This window comes from Altererythrobacter sp. Root672 (assembly GCF_001427865.1).
In the GTDB taxonomy this organism is placed as follows: domain Bacteria; phylum Pseudomonadota; class Alphaproteobacteria; order Sphingomonadales; family Sphingomonadaceae; genus Croceibacterium_A.
Map to the genome: position 1 here is coordinate 511,374 of NZ_LMHH01000003.1, position 16,788 is coordinate 528,161.

Genomic DNA, 16,788 nt, shown 5'->3' on the forward strand with positions numbered 1-16,788 from the left:
TCCGCGAAGCGGATGGTGGAGGGGCTGGCGTTGTGCAATTGGCTCCGGATACACCAATATTCATCAGTAATATCACGTATTTAAGTTTCAATCTGGTGAATTAGCCTTCCTGGAGCCGGTCAGCAAAACAGCGCTGCGGCTTTATGGGAGAAAACCGATGAAATGGACTAAAGGAAAGCCCGCCCTTTCGTTGCCAGAACTTGCCAGTCCCGTGGATAAGGCAGGCGCAACCGAGTCGGTAGCCATCATCGCCGTCATTTGGGCGATCGTTATCGCTTCCTGATTTCGGCCTCTGATTTCAAGAAGAGGGGGACTTCGTGTCCCCCTCATTCGAGGGGGCCAGGAGATGGAATTCAACGAAATCGCCCAACATCTCGATGATGAGATAATTAGGGCGCGTGATCCGGACGCCTTTTTTGATCTGTCATTGAGCGTCTTTGCGGAAGCTCTGGCTCGCAACCTGCACGTCGAAGTCATGAATGGCATTTTGACTCAGATACGCGACAATCACTTACCTATTACCGCTGACCGGACGTCTGGAAGTTTCATAGTATTACATAGAACTCCGTTCAGCGGATGGTCTGTAATATTTCATAATAGAATAACTAGATATTTGTACCTATCTCCTATTAACGCCATTCAATCAAATATAGGGAAGACCGACTCTGTAAAAGTCGTTCGATATCGCTGCAATCGGCCAAATGATTTTTCTGTCCTGGATCGTGATCTTTCAATAACTGAGATTGAAAGCGTGACCCCCGGCAAAAATCAGATCGTAATGCGGCCCGGATCGACTGATATATTGGATTGGCGGCCTGCCAGTGACACGGGGGCGAGGGGTTTGACCCTTCGCCTGAATGGCTCGCCGTTAGAGTCTTTCGAATGGACCTTTTCTCGAGAGACCAACAAGGCCATTGCCCTCGCGCCAATCGAATCATTTGAAAGCAATTTGACGACTTTATTGACGTTATTATCGACATGCGGAAACGGCGAAACAGTCGATCTAGTTCTTCCTCTTCTTCAGCATGAACGTCACTTTGTTCGTTGGGCTGCTGCGCAGACGATTGCTGCCATTGACGAAGAAGCTGGCCTTAAGGCGATCGCCAAGTTGACGTCCGATCCTCATCCTGAGGTGAGGTCTTTGGCTAGATCGAAGGAAAGCCCACTCCTTGGCGGGGAGATAATTCGATGAGTCAAATACTCGACATCGAAACAGATAAATCGTTCGAACTTGATGAATTTTTCGATTTCATCACGTCGAATGTCATCCCTGGAGACAGCGACAGCCTCTTAGAGCACGCATGGTCACTTCGAGCACTGGCAAACAATCGGGAATTTGTTCTGAATTGTTACCACAATGAATTAATTGATATAATTGATGGCGCGAGCAAAAATGGAAATCAACCTCAGTCTCTGCACATAAAGAGCAATAGTGATTTCTACCTTAGGGCAAATATCTGGTTGCCTATAAAGCTTGGTAAGCGAACGGAGGAGTTTGAGAAGAGATTATATTCATATGATTTGCCACACGATCACAACTTTGATTTCTTAACTATTGGGTATTTCGGTCCTGGCTATGAAACCGATATATATACGTATGACTATGCTCTGTATGAGGGGTATGCCGGAGAAGGGGTTGACCTCGAATATCAGGGTCGTTTTCAACTCAGTCCTGGGCGGATGATCAATTTTCGATCCGGAAAGGACCTTCATATTCAATATGTGCCGGAGGACGTGTCAGTTTCTCTCAATATTATTTGTCGAAATTCAATGCCGAATTGGCAGCAGCAGTATATTTTCGATGTAGAAGAGTCGAAAATCGTAGGGGGGGCAGGAGATCTACTTTCAAATCGGCTATTCATCATCGAGTCTGCTGGTTGGCTTGGGAACGATGAAACTGTTGGAATTCTAAAGGATATTATTCGCGATTTTCCATGCGATAAGACCAAGGCGGTGGCATTGAACGCCATTGGAGGCATTGCACCCGCCGAATTTGAACGCGCTGCCATAGACGCAACTTCTTCTGTTGTTGAGTTGGCCTCCAAGACACCAGTGACAGGCAATTTCGCGAGATCGCACGCCGGTGGGTGAACGTCCGGACACTCTTCCAGGTCGAAAAAGAGAAAGTGGTCGTCGGCTCGCTTCAATAATTTTCACGTTCGGCTTCCTGTTCATGGCGAGGTGGACAGCCGGAGCATTGCCCCCAGAACCAGTCGCAGGGTTCGTGTCAGTAAGTTCCCCGATCCTGGCGGCAATATGGGTTTGGAGAAGCGGCTCGCGGCCGCAAGGCATCGCGGACATTGCAAAAGTCTGGGCGGGAGCACAGCTTCTCCTTCTCCTGGTGACCTATCCCGAGTGGTTGTCCAGCGAACTCGATCAACCGCTCCTCTTAGCGGCACTAGCATTTCCGGTGGGACTTCACCTCATGCTTGGGTTTGTTCGGGTTCTGGTGGCGCGGCCGACGGCCCACGATTTGGATGAGCGCGTTCTTGAGGCGTTTTTTCCGGTGAAGATGGCCCCCGTGTTGCGTCTCGAACTTGGGATATTGTGGGCGGCTTTCACCAGTTGGCGTCGTCCGGGCCTTTCGACGGGCGAAAGGTCTTTCACATCATACGGCATGATTGCGCCAATGCTTGTTGCGGTACTGGTGCTCAGCTTCGTCGAGATCGCTTTGCTCCATATCGTCTTGCGGCAGCTGTCGCATGACCTCGCGTCAGTCGTCACCGCGATCGGAATCTTTAGTGCGATCTATATCTTCGGATTGCTGAAATCACTCCGCAATCGCCCGTCCATCTTGAGCGCCAATCACGTCACTTTGAGGATTGGGAATATCCAATGGGCAAGCTTCCCAAGAACCGTACTGGAAAAGGTAAGCCGAATTCTTCCAGGCGTGCCGATTGAAGAAGGCCTGGCCAAGATGGGGGCTGCCTCTTCTCCCAACGTCCTGATGCAATTTCATGGACAGATCACTTTGCACGGGCCGTTTGGAACTTCGAAGTCCGTCTCGAAACTAGGCATCCACGTGGATCGACCGGATGAATTCGTCGACGCATTGCGGTCGGACGGTCCCTAACAGCCCTCCTACTCCGTCGTCTTCCCATCAAAATGCTCGTGCGCCTTGTGCGCATCCTCGCAAGTCACGTGCACCGTCCCGTCGATATGCTCGGGCGGGCCGTAGATGGTGTAGAGCTTGAGCGGCGCTGAGCCGGTCGCCTTGACGTTGTGCTTCGCCCCTTGCGGCACGATCACCGCATCGTCGTCCTTCACCGCGTGGTCGACGCCGTCGATCGAGATGATCCCCTCGCCGCCTTCCACCCGGAAGAACTGGTCGCGGTCGTCGTGGACTTCGGCGCCGATCTCCTCGCCGGGATTGATCGACATCAGCACCAGCTGGATATTGTGCCCGGTGTAGATAACCCGGCGGAAGTCGGTGTTATCCAGTGTCAGCTTCTCGATATCGTCGACGAACCCCTTCACGCGCGGTCTCCTGCTGGTTGTGCAGGGAATATGCGGCAGGCGCGGGAATGGTTCCGGGAGGGGCGGGCGACGGCGCCGTGCCGCCGCCCGCATGAGGTCACTTCAGGTTAGAAGCGGCCCGCATCCATCACCTTGGTCCAGGCCTTGACGAAGTCCTTCACGAACTTCTCCTGGCCGCCCTTCTCGGCATAGACCTCGGCTACCGCGCGCAACTCCGAATTGGAGCCGAACACCAGGTCGGCGCGGGTCGCGCGCCAGGTCTCGTGGCCGCCGGCGCGGTCGGTGGCGATGTATTCCTCGTCATCCGAGCCATCGACCGCCTTCCACACGTTGGTCATGTCGAGCAGGTTGACGAAGAAGTCGTTCGTCAGCTGGCCCGACCGCTTGGTGAAGTGGCCGTGCCCACGCTCGCCGTGGTTGGCGCCGAGGACACGCAGGCCCCCGACCAGGACGGTCATTTCCGGCACCGACAGGCCGAGCAACGAGGCGCGGTCGAGCATCAGTTCCTCGGTCTTCACCGCCAGCTTCTTCGGCAGGTAGTTGCGGAACGCATCGGCCTGCGGTTCCATCACCGCGAAGCTTTCCGCGTCGGTCTGCGCCTCGGAAGCGTCGCCACGGCCGCCGGTGAACGGGACCGCCACGTTAGCGCCCGCATCCTTGATCGCCTTCTCAAGGCCAACCACGCCGCCGAGCACGATCGCGTCGGCCAGCGACAGCGAGCCGCGCAGGCCGTCCAGCGTGCCTAGCACCGTTGCGAGTATCGCCGGTTCGTTGACCTCCCAGTCCTTCTGCGGCGCCAGACGAACGCGTGCGCCGTTGGAGCCGCCGCGGAAGTCCGACTTGCGATAAGTGCTGGCAGAGGCCCAGGCGGCCTTAATCAACTGGCTCACGGTAAGTCCGCTCGCGGCGATCTTGGCCTTCACCGCGCTGACCTCGGCTTCCGAAGGGGTGGTGCCCGCGGGAACCGGATCCTGCCAGATCAGGTCTTCGGCCGGAACTTCCGGTCCGAGATAGCGGGCCTTGGGGCCCATGTCGCGGTGGGTCAGCTTGAACCAGGCGCGGGCGAAGGCATCCTTGAAGGCCTCGTGATCGTTGCGGAACTTCTCGCTGATTACGCGGAATTCCGGGTCGATCTTGAGCGCCATGTCGGCGGTGGTCATCATCGTCGGGACCTTGATGTTCGGATCCCACGATGCCGGTGCCATATCCTCGGGCTTCTGGTTGACCGGCTGCCACTGCTGGGCCCCTGCGGGCGAGTGGACGAGCTCGTAGTCATAGTCGAGCAGCAGGCGGAAGTAGTTCTCGCTCCACTCCGTCGGCGTATTGACCCACGCGCCCTCGATGCCGCTGGTCACGGCGTGTTCGCCAATGCCGCCGCTCTCGTGGCTGGAAACCCAACCGAAGCCCTGCGCCGCGAGATCGCCGCCAGCCGGAGCCGCGCCGAGCAGCGAGGCGTCGCCATTGCCGTGCGCCTTGCCGAAGGTGTGGCCGCCCGCCGTGAGCGCGACGGTTTCCTCATGGTTCATCGCCATGCGGTGGAAGGTTTCCTTGATGTCGCGCGCTGACAGCAGCGGATCGGGATTGCCGCCCGGTCCTTCCGGGTTGACGTAGATCAGACCCATCTGGATCGCGGCGAGCGGGCCTTCGAGCTCTTCCAGGCCTTGTTCGAGATCGATGCGGGTCTGCACGCCTTCGTTGACCCACTTGTCTTCCGAGCCCCAGTAGATGTCGCGTTCTGGCTCGAACACGTCGGGACGGCCGCCGCCGAAGCCGAAGACCGGGCCGCCCATGCTTTCGATGGCGACATTGCCGGTCAGGATGAACAGGTCGGCCCAGCTGATGGCCTTGCCGTACTTTTGCTTGATCGGCCACAGCAGGCGCCGGGCCTTGTCGAGGTTGCCGTTATCGGGCCAGCTGTCGAGCGGGGCGAAGCGCTGTTGCCCGCTGTTGGCGCCGCCGCGTCCGTCGGCCGTGCGATAGGTTCCCGCCGCGTGCCAGGCCATGCGGATGAAGAACGGGCCGTAGTGGCCATAGTCCGCCGGCCACCAAGGCTGGCTGTCGGTCATAAGGGCGGTCAGGTCGGCCTTGAGCGCGTTATAGTCGAGCGTGTTGAACGCTTCGGCATAGTTGAAGTCTTCACCCAGCGGGTTCGACGGGCCGTTGGGATTGAGGATCTCGGTCGCCAGCATTTCGGGCCACCAGTCCCTGTTGGTGCGGCCAAGCAAGCTGCGTACTCCGCCCGTATGTCCCATCGGGCAACCGTCGATTGAGCCTGTCTTCGCATCCATGATCCGTCTCCTCTGAGTGGCGATTCTTTCGTTGAGGCTAGCTCCGCCTTTGCATCGAGCGAAGCGATTAACTTGCGTCACCGAGTGCGGAAAAAGCGATTAATCGCCGGTCCAGATCCTCCCCGAGCTTGTCTCGGGGAGGTGGCGCGCGCTGCAAGCGCGTGACGGAGGGGTAGGCGGCCAAGCGCAACACCCCTCCACCACCGCCTCCGGCGGCGGTCCCCCTCCCCGAGCAAGCTCGGGGAGGATCTAGGTTGCGCCACGCTTGCAGCGAAAGCGATCGCCCATTAAGCGGCGCCGATGACAGCCTTTCCCAAGACTTCAGCCCTGATGCGCCGTGGATCTGAGTTCCTCGGTAGCGAACATGCCATCCTGTGCGGCGCCATGAGCTGGGTTTCCGAACGCAATCTCGTCTCGGCGATCAGCAATGCCGGCGGCTTCGGGGTGATCGCCTGTGGCGCGATGACGCCCGAGCTGCTCGACGCGGAGATCGCCGCGACCAAGACGCTCACGGTGAAGCCGTTCGGCGTCAACCTGATTACAATGCACCCCGACTTGTTCGAACTGATCGAAATCTGCGGCAAGCACTCGGTCGGTCACGTCGTGCTCGCGGGCGGCATTCCGCCCAAGGGCAGTGTCGAGGCGATCAAGGCGTTCGGGGCGAAGGTCATCGTGTTCGCGCCGACCTTGGCGCTGGCGAAGAAGTTGCTCCGTTCGGGCGGTGACGCGCTGGTGATCGAAGGAATGGAAGCCGGCGGTCACATCGGTCCGGTGGCGACGAGCGTGCTGGCGCAGGAATTTCTGCCCGAACTGGCTGAGAGCCACGTGGTGTTCGTCGCCGGCGGCATCGGCCGGGGCGAGGCGATGGCCGGCTACCTCGAGATGGGTGCGGTCGGCGTACAGCTTGGCACCCGTTTTGCCTGCGCGACCGAATCCATCGCGCATCCCGACTTCAAGAAGGCGTTCTTCCGCGCCAACGCGCGTGACGCCGTGGCCAGCGTACAGATCGACCCGCGCCTGCCGGTGATCCCGGTTCGCGCGCTCAAGAACAAGGGCACCGAGGAGTTCACCGCCAAGCAGCGCGAAGTCGCCAACCTGCTCGACGCGGGCTCGGTCGACATGGGTGAAGCGCAACTGCTAATCGAACGCTTCTGGGCCGGCGCGCTGCGCCGTGCGGTAATCGACGGCGATGTCGAGAACGGCAGCCTGATGGCGGGTCAGTCGGTCGGTATGGTCAGCAAGGAAGAGCCAGTCCCCGAGATCATCGCTGCCCTGATGGCCGAGAGCGAGTCTGCGCTAAACCGGCGGTAGTGATGGCTGGGGGCGTACAAATTAGGCGGGCGACACTCGCCGATCTTGATGCGCTGGCGGTGCTGTTCGATGGGTACCGGCAATTCTATCGGCAAGCGCCGGACCTTGATGGAGCGCGGACATTCCTGTCTGACCGGCTCACCAAAGCGGAGTCGGTGGTTTTCCTTGCGAGCGATGACGTCGGGGCCGTGGGGTTCACCCAGCTCTATCCGTCATTCACTTCCGCCGGCATGGCGCGCACCTTCATCCTGAACGACCTGTTCGTCGCGCCCGAAGCGCGCGGGCAGGGGGCAGGGTCGGCGCTTTTGCGACATGCGGCAGAGTTCGCCCGCAACGAGGGCTCGGTTCGCTTGACCCTGTCGACGGCGGTCGACAATCGCACCGCTCAAGCCGTCTACGAGCGCGAAGGCTGGCAGCGCGACGAGGCCTTCCTCACATACCAACTGGCATTGCTCACGAAATAGCCATCGGAAAGCGCGCGGTCGTTATCGGCGGGCTTATCGCCCAGAACTGGCCGGTGCCGCGACCTTGGCAACTGCCAGGTCCAGCATGATCTCGCGCAACTGTGCGGGCTGGTCGACCATCACGAAGTGGCTCGAATGGCTGTCGTGGTACTCCCAGCCGCCTTCCGCCTGCACTTGGTCGCGGAAGCGGACGAAGGGGGAGGGTTCCCAGTTGCTGGCGAAGATATAGGCCCGGCGGGGGATCTTCTCTTCCTCTCCGGTGAGGCGCACGGCTTCGGTCAGGGTTAGCAGTGGGTGGCGGCCGATCTGGCCGGGCACGGGCTCGAAATCGACCGAACCGATCGGGGCGACGAGGCCGGGCGTGTATTTCTGGCTGTCGATGTACCAGTTGTGCTCGAAGTCGCCGGTAATGTCCCACAGCGACTCCCCGTCGGCGGGCAGGAAGGCGTCGATATAGGCGATCGCGTCGATCTTCGATCCGAGCCGCGCCGCCACACCGGTGATGACCATGCCGCCATAGGAATGGCCGGCCAAAATGAAGCGCTTGAAGCCCGCATCCTCGATCTGCTCGCAGACGTCGCCGATGTGGTTGGATAGCGTAATGCCCGGATGCAATTGGGCCGATCGCGTTCCGAGGCCCGTGAGAGCCGCAACCAGGACCCGATGGCCTGCTTCGCGCAGATCGCCCGCCAATTGCTCGTAGCCATGCCCACCGCCCCAGGCGCCGTGGACCAGCACATAGTTCGCCATCGCACGCTCCTCACTTACCGTCCCCCCTGCGGGGGAGGAGCCGTCCCGAGAACGGTGCAGGAGCCGGATCAGAGCCGGTGCAGCCCTGGCACGGAACTTATCCGCCATCCCTTGGATGCCCCGCGGTAACATGCCCTGATGTGAGCCGTTGCCAAGGGGGACTAACCCCCAAAGCAATGGCCCATGAACCCGTAGGGTCCATGGGCCATCTTCGGGTAAGGCCTCGGGGGGGAGTGAGGCCTTGCCTAGCTTATTAGGCCGGAACGGCGTTCCGGCTGGTGCGCCAGCCAGTGGCGTAGGTGTCAGCCGCCATCTTGCCGTACGGCACCGGCGAAGCAATCGCACGGACGTTGAGCTGCTTGTGCGGCTCGACCGTGGTCTTCTTGGTGCCGCCGTTTTCCTCACCCCACACAACGTGGAGCTCAGTGCCGAGCGGGATTTCGTGGTCGATGGTGGCCAGGCTGAGCGCCTTCTTCTCGTTGTACGAGTAGCCGGTGAACAGCGACAGACCCACGGTGTTGCCGTCGGCATCCACGACGCGGTCGTAGTTGCTGTTGGCGTAGTTCGCGAGCGGAAGGTCGAAGAACTTGTACTGCTCGCCCTCGGGGTCGAACATCGAGCCTTGGATCTTCTTCATGTCGTCCGCGCTCCACTCGAGCGTGACCTTCTTGCGCTGGACCGACGGATCGATCTTCTTCAGCGCGTCGGCGCCGATGAAGTCGTGGTCGAACTTCACGAATGGGCCGTAGCCGAGTTCCCACGGGTTCAGGTAGTACTCTTCGATCGACTTGCCGACGAACGAACCACCGATCGCGCCGGTAGCTTCATAGCTGTCGGCACCGAGCCACTCGCGGTAATCCTTGAGTTCGTCGCCGGTGTAGATCGGAGGCAGCGGGCTCGGGATCCAGCCCGATTCCAGCGTGTTCGACGGATAGGCGCGCGAACCGACGGCGATCAGGCCGAATTCTTCACCAGCCTTGAGGATCTCGTCGCGGATGTAATCCTGCTCTTCGTACGGACCCCAGATTTCGAGACCCGGCGAGCCGGCCATGCCGTGACGCAGGGTGCGGACGGTCTTGTTGCCGATCTTCATCTCGCTCATGTTGAAGAACTTGAGCTTGTCGAGCTTCTCGCCGTTGAGCTTCTCGATCACGTTCCAGGCCTGCGGGCCCTGGATCTGGAAGCGCCAGGAGATGCGGTTCACCGGCTTGCCCATCGGGCGGCTCGGCGAGCGCGGATCGTTGATGATGTCGACGTTGTAGCCGCCCTTCTGGGCCTGGAACATCAGCCAGTTGGCAGCCGGCGCGCGGCCGACATAGACGAACTCTTCCGGAGCCAGGTAGAAGATGATGCCGTCACCGATGACGTGACCGGCCGGGGTGGTCGGAACGTACTGCTTGGCCTTGTTGACTTCCCAACCGGCCGGCGAGTTGACCATCGTGTCCGAGAGGAGCTTCAGCGCGTCCGGACCCTTGATGTACAGGTCGAACATGTGGTGCGACTGGTCGAACAGCACTGCGCTGTGCTGCCAGGCCCACTGCTCCGAACGCCAGTTGGAGAACTCAGGGGCAACGACCGGATAGACGTAAGCGCCGATCTGGGAATTGCGCAGCTTAGCCACGATATCGGGCGTATTCTGCAGGATCTGTTCAAGATTCTGGGCCATCAGACTTCCTCTCATCTGTGAATGAATCACGTATGCGAAATTGTATGCGCCGCATACAATATTGGGCTAGGCACGCAAGTGGAAAGCGGCCCTCCGATGCAGGAGGGCTGTGAGAGGACAAAGTGGCATGAATGTGGAAGCGCTCGATCACGTAAACATCATCACCGATAGGCTTGATGAGACGGCAGAATTCTACGGAAAACTGCTCGGCCTGGTGCGCAAGGACGCACCCCCGCCGCTCACGCCGCAGACGGCGACGTGGATGTTCGACGCCGAGAATCGGGCGATTATCCACATCAATTCGCTCGACTGTTATCGGACTTATGATCGTGAAGTTGAGCCCGGTTCGCTGACCGGCGCGCTGCACCATGTGGCGCTCAAGTGTGTCGGATATGACGAGGTGAAGGGTCGGCTCGACGCGATGGGGGCGGAGTATCAGGAGAACCTGGTGAGCGCGATCAACTTGCGGCAGATTTTTACGCCCGATCCGAACAACGTGCTGCTGGAGCTGAACTTCTTCGCCGATTGAGGCGCGGAGGGACAGAGATCACACCTGCCTCCCGTTCGTGGTGAGCTTGTCGAACCACGCTGGCGTCCTTCGACAGGCTCAGGACGAACGGAAAAAGAGAAAGGGCATGTCACGCAAAGGCGCAAAGGCGCAAAGGCGCGAAGAACTCGTTCAACATCGTCCCCCTTTTCGTCATTCCCGCGAACGCGGGAACCTAGCGCGGAGCAGCGCAAGGAGTCGACTGGGTCCCCGCGTTCGCGGGGATGACGACGGGTGGGTATTAGATCTTCGCGCCTTTGCGCCTTTGCGTGATCAAAAATCCTCCCCGAGCTTGCTCGAGGAGGATCTTTAGAACTGCTAGGTCGCAGCCGCCGTCGGCGTAGCGGCCGCCGCTGGAGTCGGCGCCGGCCGAACCGTAACCGGATCGCCTGTTGCCGGCGTGGCTGTGAACGAACCGTCAGCCGCAGGCGTGGTTTCGGTGTAGCAGGCCGCCTCTACGCCAGCGGTGGTCGGGGTGAAGCAGGTCTTGCCATCGACAACGGCCCAGGTGCCCTGCGCGGTCACGACGCCCTTTGCGTCGGTGTCGGTGTAAGTTCCGTCTGCGGCCAGCACGGTGTTGGACACTGTGCCGTCCTTCGTCGTGACCTGGTAAGCGCCTGCCGGAGAGCCGTTGGCCGAGACCAGGGCCACAGGCTCCGGTGTCGCAGTGGGCGTTTCGGTGGCTTCGGGTTCTTGTGCCGGCTGGTTGTTACAGGCGGCGAGGACCAGCGGTAACATCACCATCATCAACTTGCGCATGGAGGCTCTCCCTATTCAGGAAGCGACCGCGGCGCAGCAGGTACCACGTTGCTGATCCAAGAAGAACCAACTTCGAAGATCAGACCGGCTTGGTCCCCGCGGTCGTCGTCCGGTACATCTCGCGCCGGTAGCCGTCGTAGTCGTTGGGTCCGAGGTGCATCGCGGTGCGGTTGTCCCACATCGCCACCATGCCCGCCTCCCAGCGCAAGCGGCAGCAGAACGCGGCCTGGGTGCAGTGCACGACCAGGAAGTCGACGATCGGCTTGGCTTCGAAGGTGGTCATGCCCTCGAACCCGGCGGTGTAAGTGTCGCAGATGTAGAGCGATTCCTCGCCAGTCTCCGGGTGGGTGCGCACGAGCGGGTGGTAAGTCCCGCGCTGGCCCTGTTCGAACTGCTCCTTGTCGGCGAACGGGATCGCCTTGCCCATCAGCTTGGTCTGCGTGGCGTAGTTGTTTGCTGCGCTCATGTGCACCCGCAGGGGGCGGAGCATGTCCTGGTAGGTCTTGCTCAAGTGGCGGAAGGCGAGCGCGCAATTGGCCCAGCTGGTGTCGCCGCCGAACGGCGGAACCTCGACCGCGCGCAAGGTGGTGATCGCGGGCGGCTCTTCGAGGAACGGCGAGTCGGTGTGCCAGCCGCCGCCGAACAGGCTGGCGGACTTGGTCTCTGCTTCCTTGATGATCGGGTGGACCTCGCGATGGCCGGGCACCCCTTGCGTATAGGCATCGACCGCGAAGGGCCCGAGCCGCGCGCCGAATTCCTCATGCTCGGCATGAGTGAGGAACTGGTCGCGCAGGTAGATCATCTTGTGGCGATAGAGCGCCTGCTTGAGTTCCTCGAACGCGGCGTCGGATAAGTCCGGCAGGCGCACACCGACGATCTCGGCTCCCATGGCGCCCGAGAGCGGCTCGACCTTGATGTGCTCGTATTCGAGAGCATGGTTGTCGAAGTCACCGGCCGGGGTGACGCGGATTTCCCACATGGTTCAGGCTTCCTTTGGCGCTCCGGCGATCCGGGGGGCGGTCTCCGTCAGGAACAATGCCGCGAACCCGGCCAGCAAGGCAAGCGCGATGCAGATGATGAAGACTGCGGAGAGGCCGTAGCTATCGGCCACCTGGCCCGCGACCGGGGGCAGGATTACTCCGCCGACGAACTCGGCCGTGCCCATCGACAGGCCGACCGCCGTCGTGACCAGCGCGGGGCTGACGCTCTCGGCGGGAACGGTGGCGCAATAGAGCGGGGCGATGCCCAGCGGCAGCCAACCGATCAGGATGGCGCCTGCCAGCAGAGTCGGGTCGCCGGGCAGCAAGAGGAGCGCGAGAGGCGAGCCGACGCAGGCGAGCGAACCCCAGATCAGAACCGGCTTGCGGCCGATGCGGTCGGACAGGAACGGCAGGCCGATACCGCCGACGATGCCGGCAATGCCGCCCATCGAAATGACCCAGCCCGCAGTGGTGGGCGAAAGGCCTTTGTCCTCAGTCAGAAACAGCGAGAGGAAGGTGTTCTGCAGCACCAGCCAGGCGGTTACGCAGGCCGCGACCGCGAGGGCCACGCGCATGTTGCGCAGGGCTAGCAGGGTGCGGAGGGCCTGGACGAAGTTGGCAGCAGCTTCGTTCTGAGCGGGTGGCGTTTTCGGGTCGGGGCACATGAACACCGCGAGGAGCACGGCGAGCAGCAGTCCCGGCAGGATCGAGAGGAACATCGCGGTGCGCCAGCCGTGGTCGTCGGCCAGCTGGGTCGCCACGATTGGGCCGAGGAAGCCAGCCAGGCCGAAAGCGCCGACCATCTGCATGAAGCCCATGTTGACCCCGCGCCGCTCGGGTTGGCTGGTTTCGGCGATGACGGTCTGGCCGATCGGCACCATCGGTCCCTCGGCAATGCCGAGCGCGAAGCGGGCCGCGAGCAGGGTGGTGAAGGTCAGCGCCAGCCCGCCTGCGCCCGAGCCGAGCGAGAACACCAGGGTGCAGATGATCAGGATCGTCTTGCGCCGTCCGGTGCGATCGGCGAGGCGCCCGCCGAAGAAGGCGCTCAATGCCACCGCGCCCGATAGGGCTCCCGCGAGCCAGCCCACTTCGGCGTTCGAGAGGCCGAGGTCGGCGACGATGTACGGCGCAAGAAACGCCACCGTCAGCCGATCGAAGGCGACCACACCGTTCGCCAGCGTGAGCAGCAGCAGCAGCGTCAGTTCGTAGCGCCGGCCGGTAGGCGCAGCTTGAGCGATTGTGGCCATGTCTCTCCCTCTCCCCGTCGCCCGTCGTTGCGAGCGAAGCAATCCGGGGCGGTTCTACGCCGCCCCTGGATTGCGCAGGACGATGAGGGAGGGCTGGGCCCCCGTCAATCGGTCAGGCCAGTTCGATCACCGTCTTGGCGAAGCTCTCTGGACCCCAGGCGTGGGCATAGGCATCCTTGGCCTGGTCGAAGCCGAAGCGCCGGCCGATCAGCGGCTTGATGCCGTTGGCATCGACCGCCGCGTTGAGACGCCGGGCCATCGCGGCCGGGCCAACGAAGATCCCGCGCATCGAGCCCGCGGTCATCATCAACCCGCGCGGGTTGGGTCCACCTTCGGGAGACAGAACGCCGATCAGCGCCACTTCACCCTGGCTGCGCAGGGCAGCCATCGATTGCTCCGCCGTGCCCGCGCCGCCGACTTCGACGACCTTGTCCACGCCGCCCAGATCCTGGCCGACGAAGCGGCCCCAGTCGGGGATCGTCTTGTAGTTGACCGTGTGCGCGGCACCGAGCTCGCGGATGCGCTCCAGCTTCTGGTGGGAGGAGGAGGTTGCGATCACCTCGCACCCGCCAGCGCGGGCGAGTTGCAAGGCCAGCATCGACACGCCGCCGCTGCCGAGCACCAGCACCCGGTTGCCGGGGACGAGGGCGCGCGGTCCTTCGAACAGAGCGTTCCATGCCGTCACGCCGGCGCACGGGAGGCAGGAGGCCTCGGCATAGTCGAGGCTCTCGGCCATCGGCACGACTCCGCTCTCCGGCAGCACGACCAGTTCGGCGAGCATGCCCGGCGAGAAGCCATCGCCCAGGGCGGCGCTCATGCGCGGCGGGCCGTCGACCCAGTTCATGAAGAACGAGCCCTGAACCCGGTCGCCTTCCTTGAACTTGGTCACGCCTTCGCCGACGGCAACAACTTGGCCCGCACCATCGCTGAGCGGCACGGCCGGAGCCTTCAGCGCTCCGCCAAAGTACTTGCCCGCCGCCACGGCGAAGTCGCGGTAATTGATTGAACAAGCATGGACTTGAATCAGAACTTCACCTGGCCCCGGTGTCGGGTCAGGCAGGGTCTCGACGTAAAGCTTGTCGAACCCGTCCGAGCTCGCCGGCAACATCCATGCACGCATATATTGGTTTCCCCTTAGTCTTGCCCTGTGCTCTCCCACCGGAAAGGGAGAGGCGTTGCGGTTGGCAGTGTTCCGCCTAACCTACCTGGAGACGGTTAGCAGCGATGGCCGCCCGCCTCCAGTCATCTCCCCAGCCGGGACGATTTGGTCAGCGGTCGCCGCTCCAGGTGCGCAAGCCGGGGGCCGTGCGATCCTCGCCCTTCAAGGCTTCGGCAACGGCGGGACGAGCGGTAACCCGCTCGCGCCACTCGACCAGGCGCGGGTACTTGGCGGCGACGTCCTTCTCCGGGAACATCCGCTCCACCATCATCCCGCAGTGCGAGTAGAAGTTGATGTCCGCCAGGGTGTAGGCATCCCCCGCCAGCCACGCGGTTTCGCCCAGCTGCTTTTCGACCTTAGCGAGCGCGTAGTCGATCTTGTCGCTGGCGTTCTGCAAGTCGGCTTCGGAGAAGCCCGAACGCGCCGTCGCCCACTTCTTGCGCTGGTCGGGCAGCGGGATGTGGCTCAGCAGTTCCTCGAACGACCCATCGTCGATGTTGCGTGCGATCACGCCAACCAGGCGGTGCCAGCCGTGCATCGAGACGTGGTTCATCACGTGCTCGTCGACGAACTTGTTCCAGTACCGCATCCGCGCCGCACCGACCGGATCGCGCGGGCGAAGCGGCGGCGCGTCAGGGAAGGCGTCCTCGAGGTATTCGTTGATGACCGTGGTGTGGGTGATGATCGTCCCGTCATGGTCGAGCACCGGCACCTGGCCTTCAGGGTTGATCGCCACGAACCAGTCGGAGTGCTGCTCGAACTTGTGCAGGTCGACGTAGATGCTCTCGTAAGCGAGCCCCTTCTCCTTGAGCGGGAGCATGGACTTGAGCGAATTCGCCAGCGGTTCGGCGTGGTAGTACTTCAATGCCATTTGTTAGACCTCGATGCTTTCCAAAACGCCCCCGTCGACTGCCCAATCCTGCCCCGTGACATGGCTCGCCGCGTCGCTGAGCAGGAACGCCGCGACCTCGGCCAGTTCTTCCGGAGCGCCCATGTGACGCATGGGGATGCGGGCTTCGATCTTGCCTTGCTGCTCGGGCGGAATGCGGTCGAGCGCTTCGGTGCGGATGAAGCCGGGGATGATGCAGTTGGCGCGGACGTTGTGCGGCGCCATCTCCACCGCGATCGCGCGGGTCAGGCCGAGCACGCCGTGCTTCGAGGCGACGTAAGCCGGGTTCATCGCCATGCCGCGCTTGGAGCCCATCGAGCCGGTGACCAGGATCACGCCCTTCTTGGCCTCGATCATCGAGGGCAGGACTTTCTGGATCGCCCAGAACACGCTGGTGAGGTTCACGCGGATGGTCTGTTCGAACACCTCGGGGTCGAAGTGGACCGCGGGGGTGAAGCCGCCGGTGAGACCGGCGTTGGCGAACAGGCCGTGGATCGGGCCGAAGTGCGTGGCTGCCGCGTCGAGCGCGGCTTCGAGCTGGGCCTTGTCGCCGACGTCAGCAGCAAAGCCCGCGGCGTTGGCGCCGATCTCGGCCACGGCTTCGTCGAGCATCTCCTGACGGCGGGCGAGCAGCGAGACCCTAGCGCCCCGACTGGCGAGCAGCTTGGCCGCGACTAGGCCGATCCCGCTCGACGCGCCGGTGATGACGATATGCTGGCCGCCAAAATCCATCAGGTATCCCTCTCCCGTATGAAGGCCGCCCATTGCGGGGCGGCCGGATGGTCGCTTCGTTCCGGCGACCACTGTTGTTCCATGAGCGCCCGTGCCACAGGCTCGGGCATTCCGGCAACGTCGCGATTGTAGCGGTAGCAGAATGCCGAAGCACGCCAGTTAAGGATGCAATGGACGTGGACCGGCCCGTCGGTCGCTTCCAACGCCTTTGCGAATGCCTCGTAATGCGCTTCCTCGGGCGCGTCGAATGGCACGGGAATGTGGGTGTAGCCGATACCCTGTGCGGCGAATGCGTTGTCCGCATCCGGCAAGGCTTCGGGATTGTCGGCCATGGCGAGAAAGATGACGTGCTTGACGCCGATCTCGGCCAGTCGCTCCGGGTCGGCCTGCTCCAACTTCCCGGAGGTCGACAGGCGCTCCGACAGGCGCTGCCATGCGAGGATGTCGTCGGGGTCACGCATCGCAGCTTCTCCGTTCGTGGTGAGCTTGTCGAACCACGCTTAGCGCCTGCCTGTCCTT

General features: G+C 61.9%; 17 protein-coding genes. 6 read left to right on the forward strand and 11 right to left on the reverse strand.

The annotated features are described in order from the left end of the window. Positions 1-346 precede the first annotated feature (346 nt). The 3 genes from ASD76_RS18385 to ASD76_RS16505 all read left to right on the forward strand — a co-directional run bounded on the left by ASD76_RS18385 (position 347) and on the right by ASD76_RS16505 (position 3,073). Positions 347-1,192, forward strand: coding sequence for a HEAT repeat domain-containing protein (locus ASD76_RS18385; protein WP_156457769.1), 846 nt, complete (start codon positions 347-349; stop codon positions 1,190-1,192). Beyond that, on the forward strand, positions 1,189-2,091 hold the full coding sequence (locus ASD76_RS18390; RefSeq protein ID WP_156457770.1) for a hypothetical protein: 903 nt from the start codon (positions 1,189-1,191) through the stop codon (positions 2,089-2,091). The genes ASD76_RS18385 and ASD76_RS18390 overlap by 4 nt, the downstream gene beginning before the upstream one ends. Before the next feature lie 82 nt (positions 2,092-2,173). Then, positions 2,174-3,073, forward strand: a complete 900-nt coding sequence (locus ASD76_RS16505) for a hypothetical protein (RefSeq protein ID WP_156457771.1) — start codon at positions 2,174-2,176, stop codon at positions 3,071-3,073. A gap of 8 nt (positions 3,074-3,081) precedes the next feature. Here ASD76_RS16505 and ASD76_RS16510 read toward each other — a convergent pair whose 3' ends face one another. Both ASD76_RS16510 and katG read right to left on the reverse strand, forming a co-directional pair. Then, positions 3,082-3,477, reverse strand: a complete 396-nt coding sequence (locus ASD76_RS16510; protein WP_055925646.1) for a cupin domain-containing protein — start codon at positions 3,475-3,477, stop codon at positions 3,082-3,084. Positions 3,478-3,584: 107 nt separating this feature from the next. Then, positions 3,585-5,765: a catalase/peroxidase HPI gene (gene katG, locus ASD76_RS16515; protein ID WP_055925648.1), complete on the reverse strand. Its 2,181-nt coding sequence runs from the start codon at positions 5,763-5,765 to the stop codon at positions 3,585-3,587. A 300-nt stretch (positions 5,766-6,065) separates the two neighbouring features. Here katG and ASD76_RS16520 point away from each other — a divergent pair, with 300 nt between their 5' ends. Both ASD76_RS16520 and ASD76_RS16525 read left to right on the forward strand, forming a co-directional pair. Further along, positions 6,066-7,076, forward strand: a complete 1,011-nt coding sequence (locus tag ASD76_RS16520) for an NAD(P)H-dependent flavin oxidoreductase (RefSeq protein ID WP_055925651.1) — start codon at positions 6,066-6,068, stop codon at positions 7,074-7,076. Between the two features lie 2 nt (positions 7,077-7,078). Further along, positions 7,079-7,540, forward strand: coding sequence for a GNAT family N-acetyltransferase (locus ASD76_RS16525; protein ID WP_055925654.1), 462 nt, complete (start codon positions 7,079-7,081; stop codon positions 7,538-7,540). Between the two features lie 33 nt (positions 7,541-7,573). On the opposite strand, the gene ASD76_RS16530 is transcribed toward ASD76_RS16525, so the two are convergent. Together ASD76_RS16530 and ligM are read right to left on the reverse strand one after the other, a co-directional pair. Further along, positions 7,574-8,290: an alpha/beta fold hydrolase gene (locus tag ASD76_RS16530; RefSeq protein WP_055925657.1), complete on the reverse strand. Its 717-nt coding sequence runs from the start codon at positions 8,288-8,290 to the stop codon at positions 7,574-7,576. Between the two features lie 253 nt (positions 8,291-8,543). Continuing rightward, positions 8,544-9,956 (reverse strand): vanillate/3-O-methylgallate O-demethylase, encoded by a 1,413-nt coding sequence (gene ligM, locus ASD76_RS16535; protein WP_055925659.1) that lies wholly within the window; start codon positions 9,954-9,956, stop codon positions 8,544-8,546. Between the two features lie 127 nt (positions 9,957-10,083). Between ligM and ASD76_RS16540 the strand changes: the two genes are divergently transcribed. Then, positions 10,084-10,485 (forward strand): VOC family protein, encoded by a 402-nt coding sequence (locus tag ASD76_RS16540; RefSeq protein ID WP_055925665.1) that lies wholly within the window; start codon positions 10,084-10,086, stop codon positions 10,483-10,485. Positions 10,486-10,821: 336 nt separating this feature from the next. On the opposite strand, the gene ASD76_RS16545 is transcribed toward ASD76_RS16540, so the two are convergent. The 7 genes from ASD76_RS16545 to ASD76_RS16575 all read right to left on the reverse strand — a co-directional run bounded on the left by ASD76_RS16545 (position 10,822) and on the right by ASD76_RS16575 (position 16,730). After that, complete coding sequence (locus ASD76_RS16545; protein ID WP_055925668.1) at positions 10,822-11,262, reverse strand: hypothetical protein; 441 nt, start codon at positions 11,260-11,262, stop codon at positions 10,822-10,824. A 79-nt stretch (positions 11,263-11,341) separates the two neighbouring features. After that, positions 11,342-12,241, reverse strand: a complete 900-nt coding sequence (locus ASD76_RS16550; protein WP_055925671.1) for a TauD/TfdA dioxygenase family protein — start codon at positions 12,239-12,241, stop codon at positions 11,342-11,344. A gap of 3 nt (positions 12,242-12,244) precedes the next feature. Then, positions 12,245-13,489 (reverse strand): MFS transporter, encoded by a 1,245-nt coding sequence (locus ASD76_RS16555; RefSeq protein WP_055925673.1) that lies wholly within the window; start codon positions 13,487-13,489, stop codon positions 12,245-12,247. A 112-nt stretch (positions 13,490-13,601) separates the two neighbouring features. Further along, positions 13,602-14,609 (reverse strand): zinc-dependent alcohol dehydrogenase family protein, encoded by a 1,008-nt coding sequence (locus tag ASD76_RS16560; protein WP_055925676.1) that lies wholly within the window; start codon positions 14,607-14,609, stop codon positions 13,602-13,604. Between the two features lie 148 nt (positions 14,610-14,757). After that, positions 14,758-15,519 (reverse strand): glutathione S-transferase family protein, encoded by a 762-nt coding sequence (locus ASD76_RS16565; RefSeq protein WP_055925679.1) that lies wholly within the window; start codon positions 15,517-15,519, stop codon positions 14,758-14,760. A 3-nt stretch (positions 15,520-15,522) separates the two neighbouring features. Continuing rightward, on the reverse strand, positions 15,523-16,302 hold the full coding sequence (locus ASD76_RS16570; RefSeq protein WP_235506858.1) for an SDR family NAD(P)-dependent oxidoreductase: 780 nt from the start codon (positions 16,300-16,302) through the stop codon (positions 15,523-15,525). Next, on the reverse strand, positions 16,269-16,730 hold the full coding sequence (locus tag ASD76_RS16575) for a protein tyrosine phosphatase family protein (protein WP_055925685.1): 462 nt from the start codon (positions 16,728-16,730) through the stop codon (positions 16,269-16,271). The genes ASD76_RS16570 and ASD76_RS16575 overlap by 34 nt, the downstream gene beginning before the upstream one ends. Between the last annotated feature and the right edge of the window lie 58 nt (positions 16,731-16,788).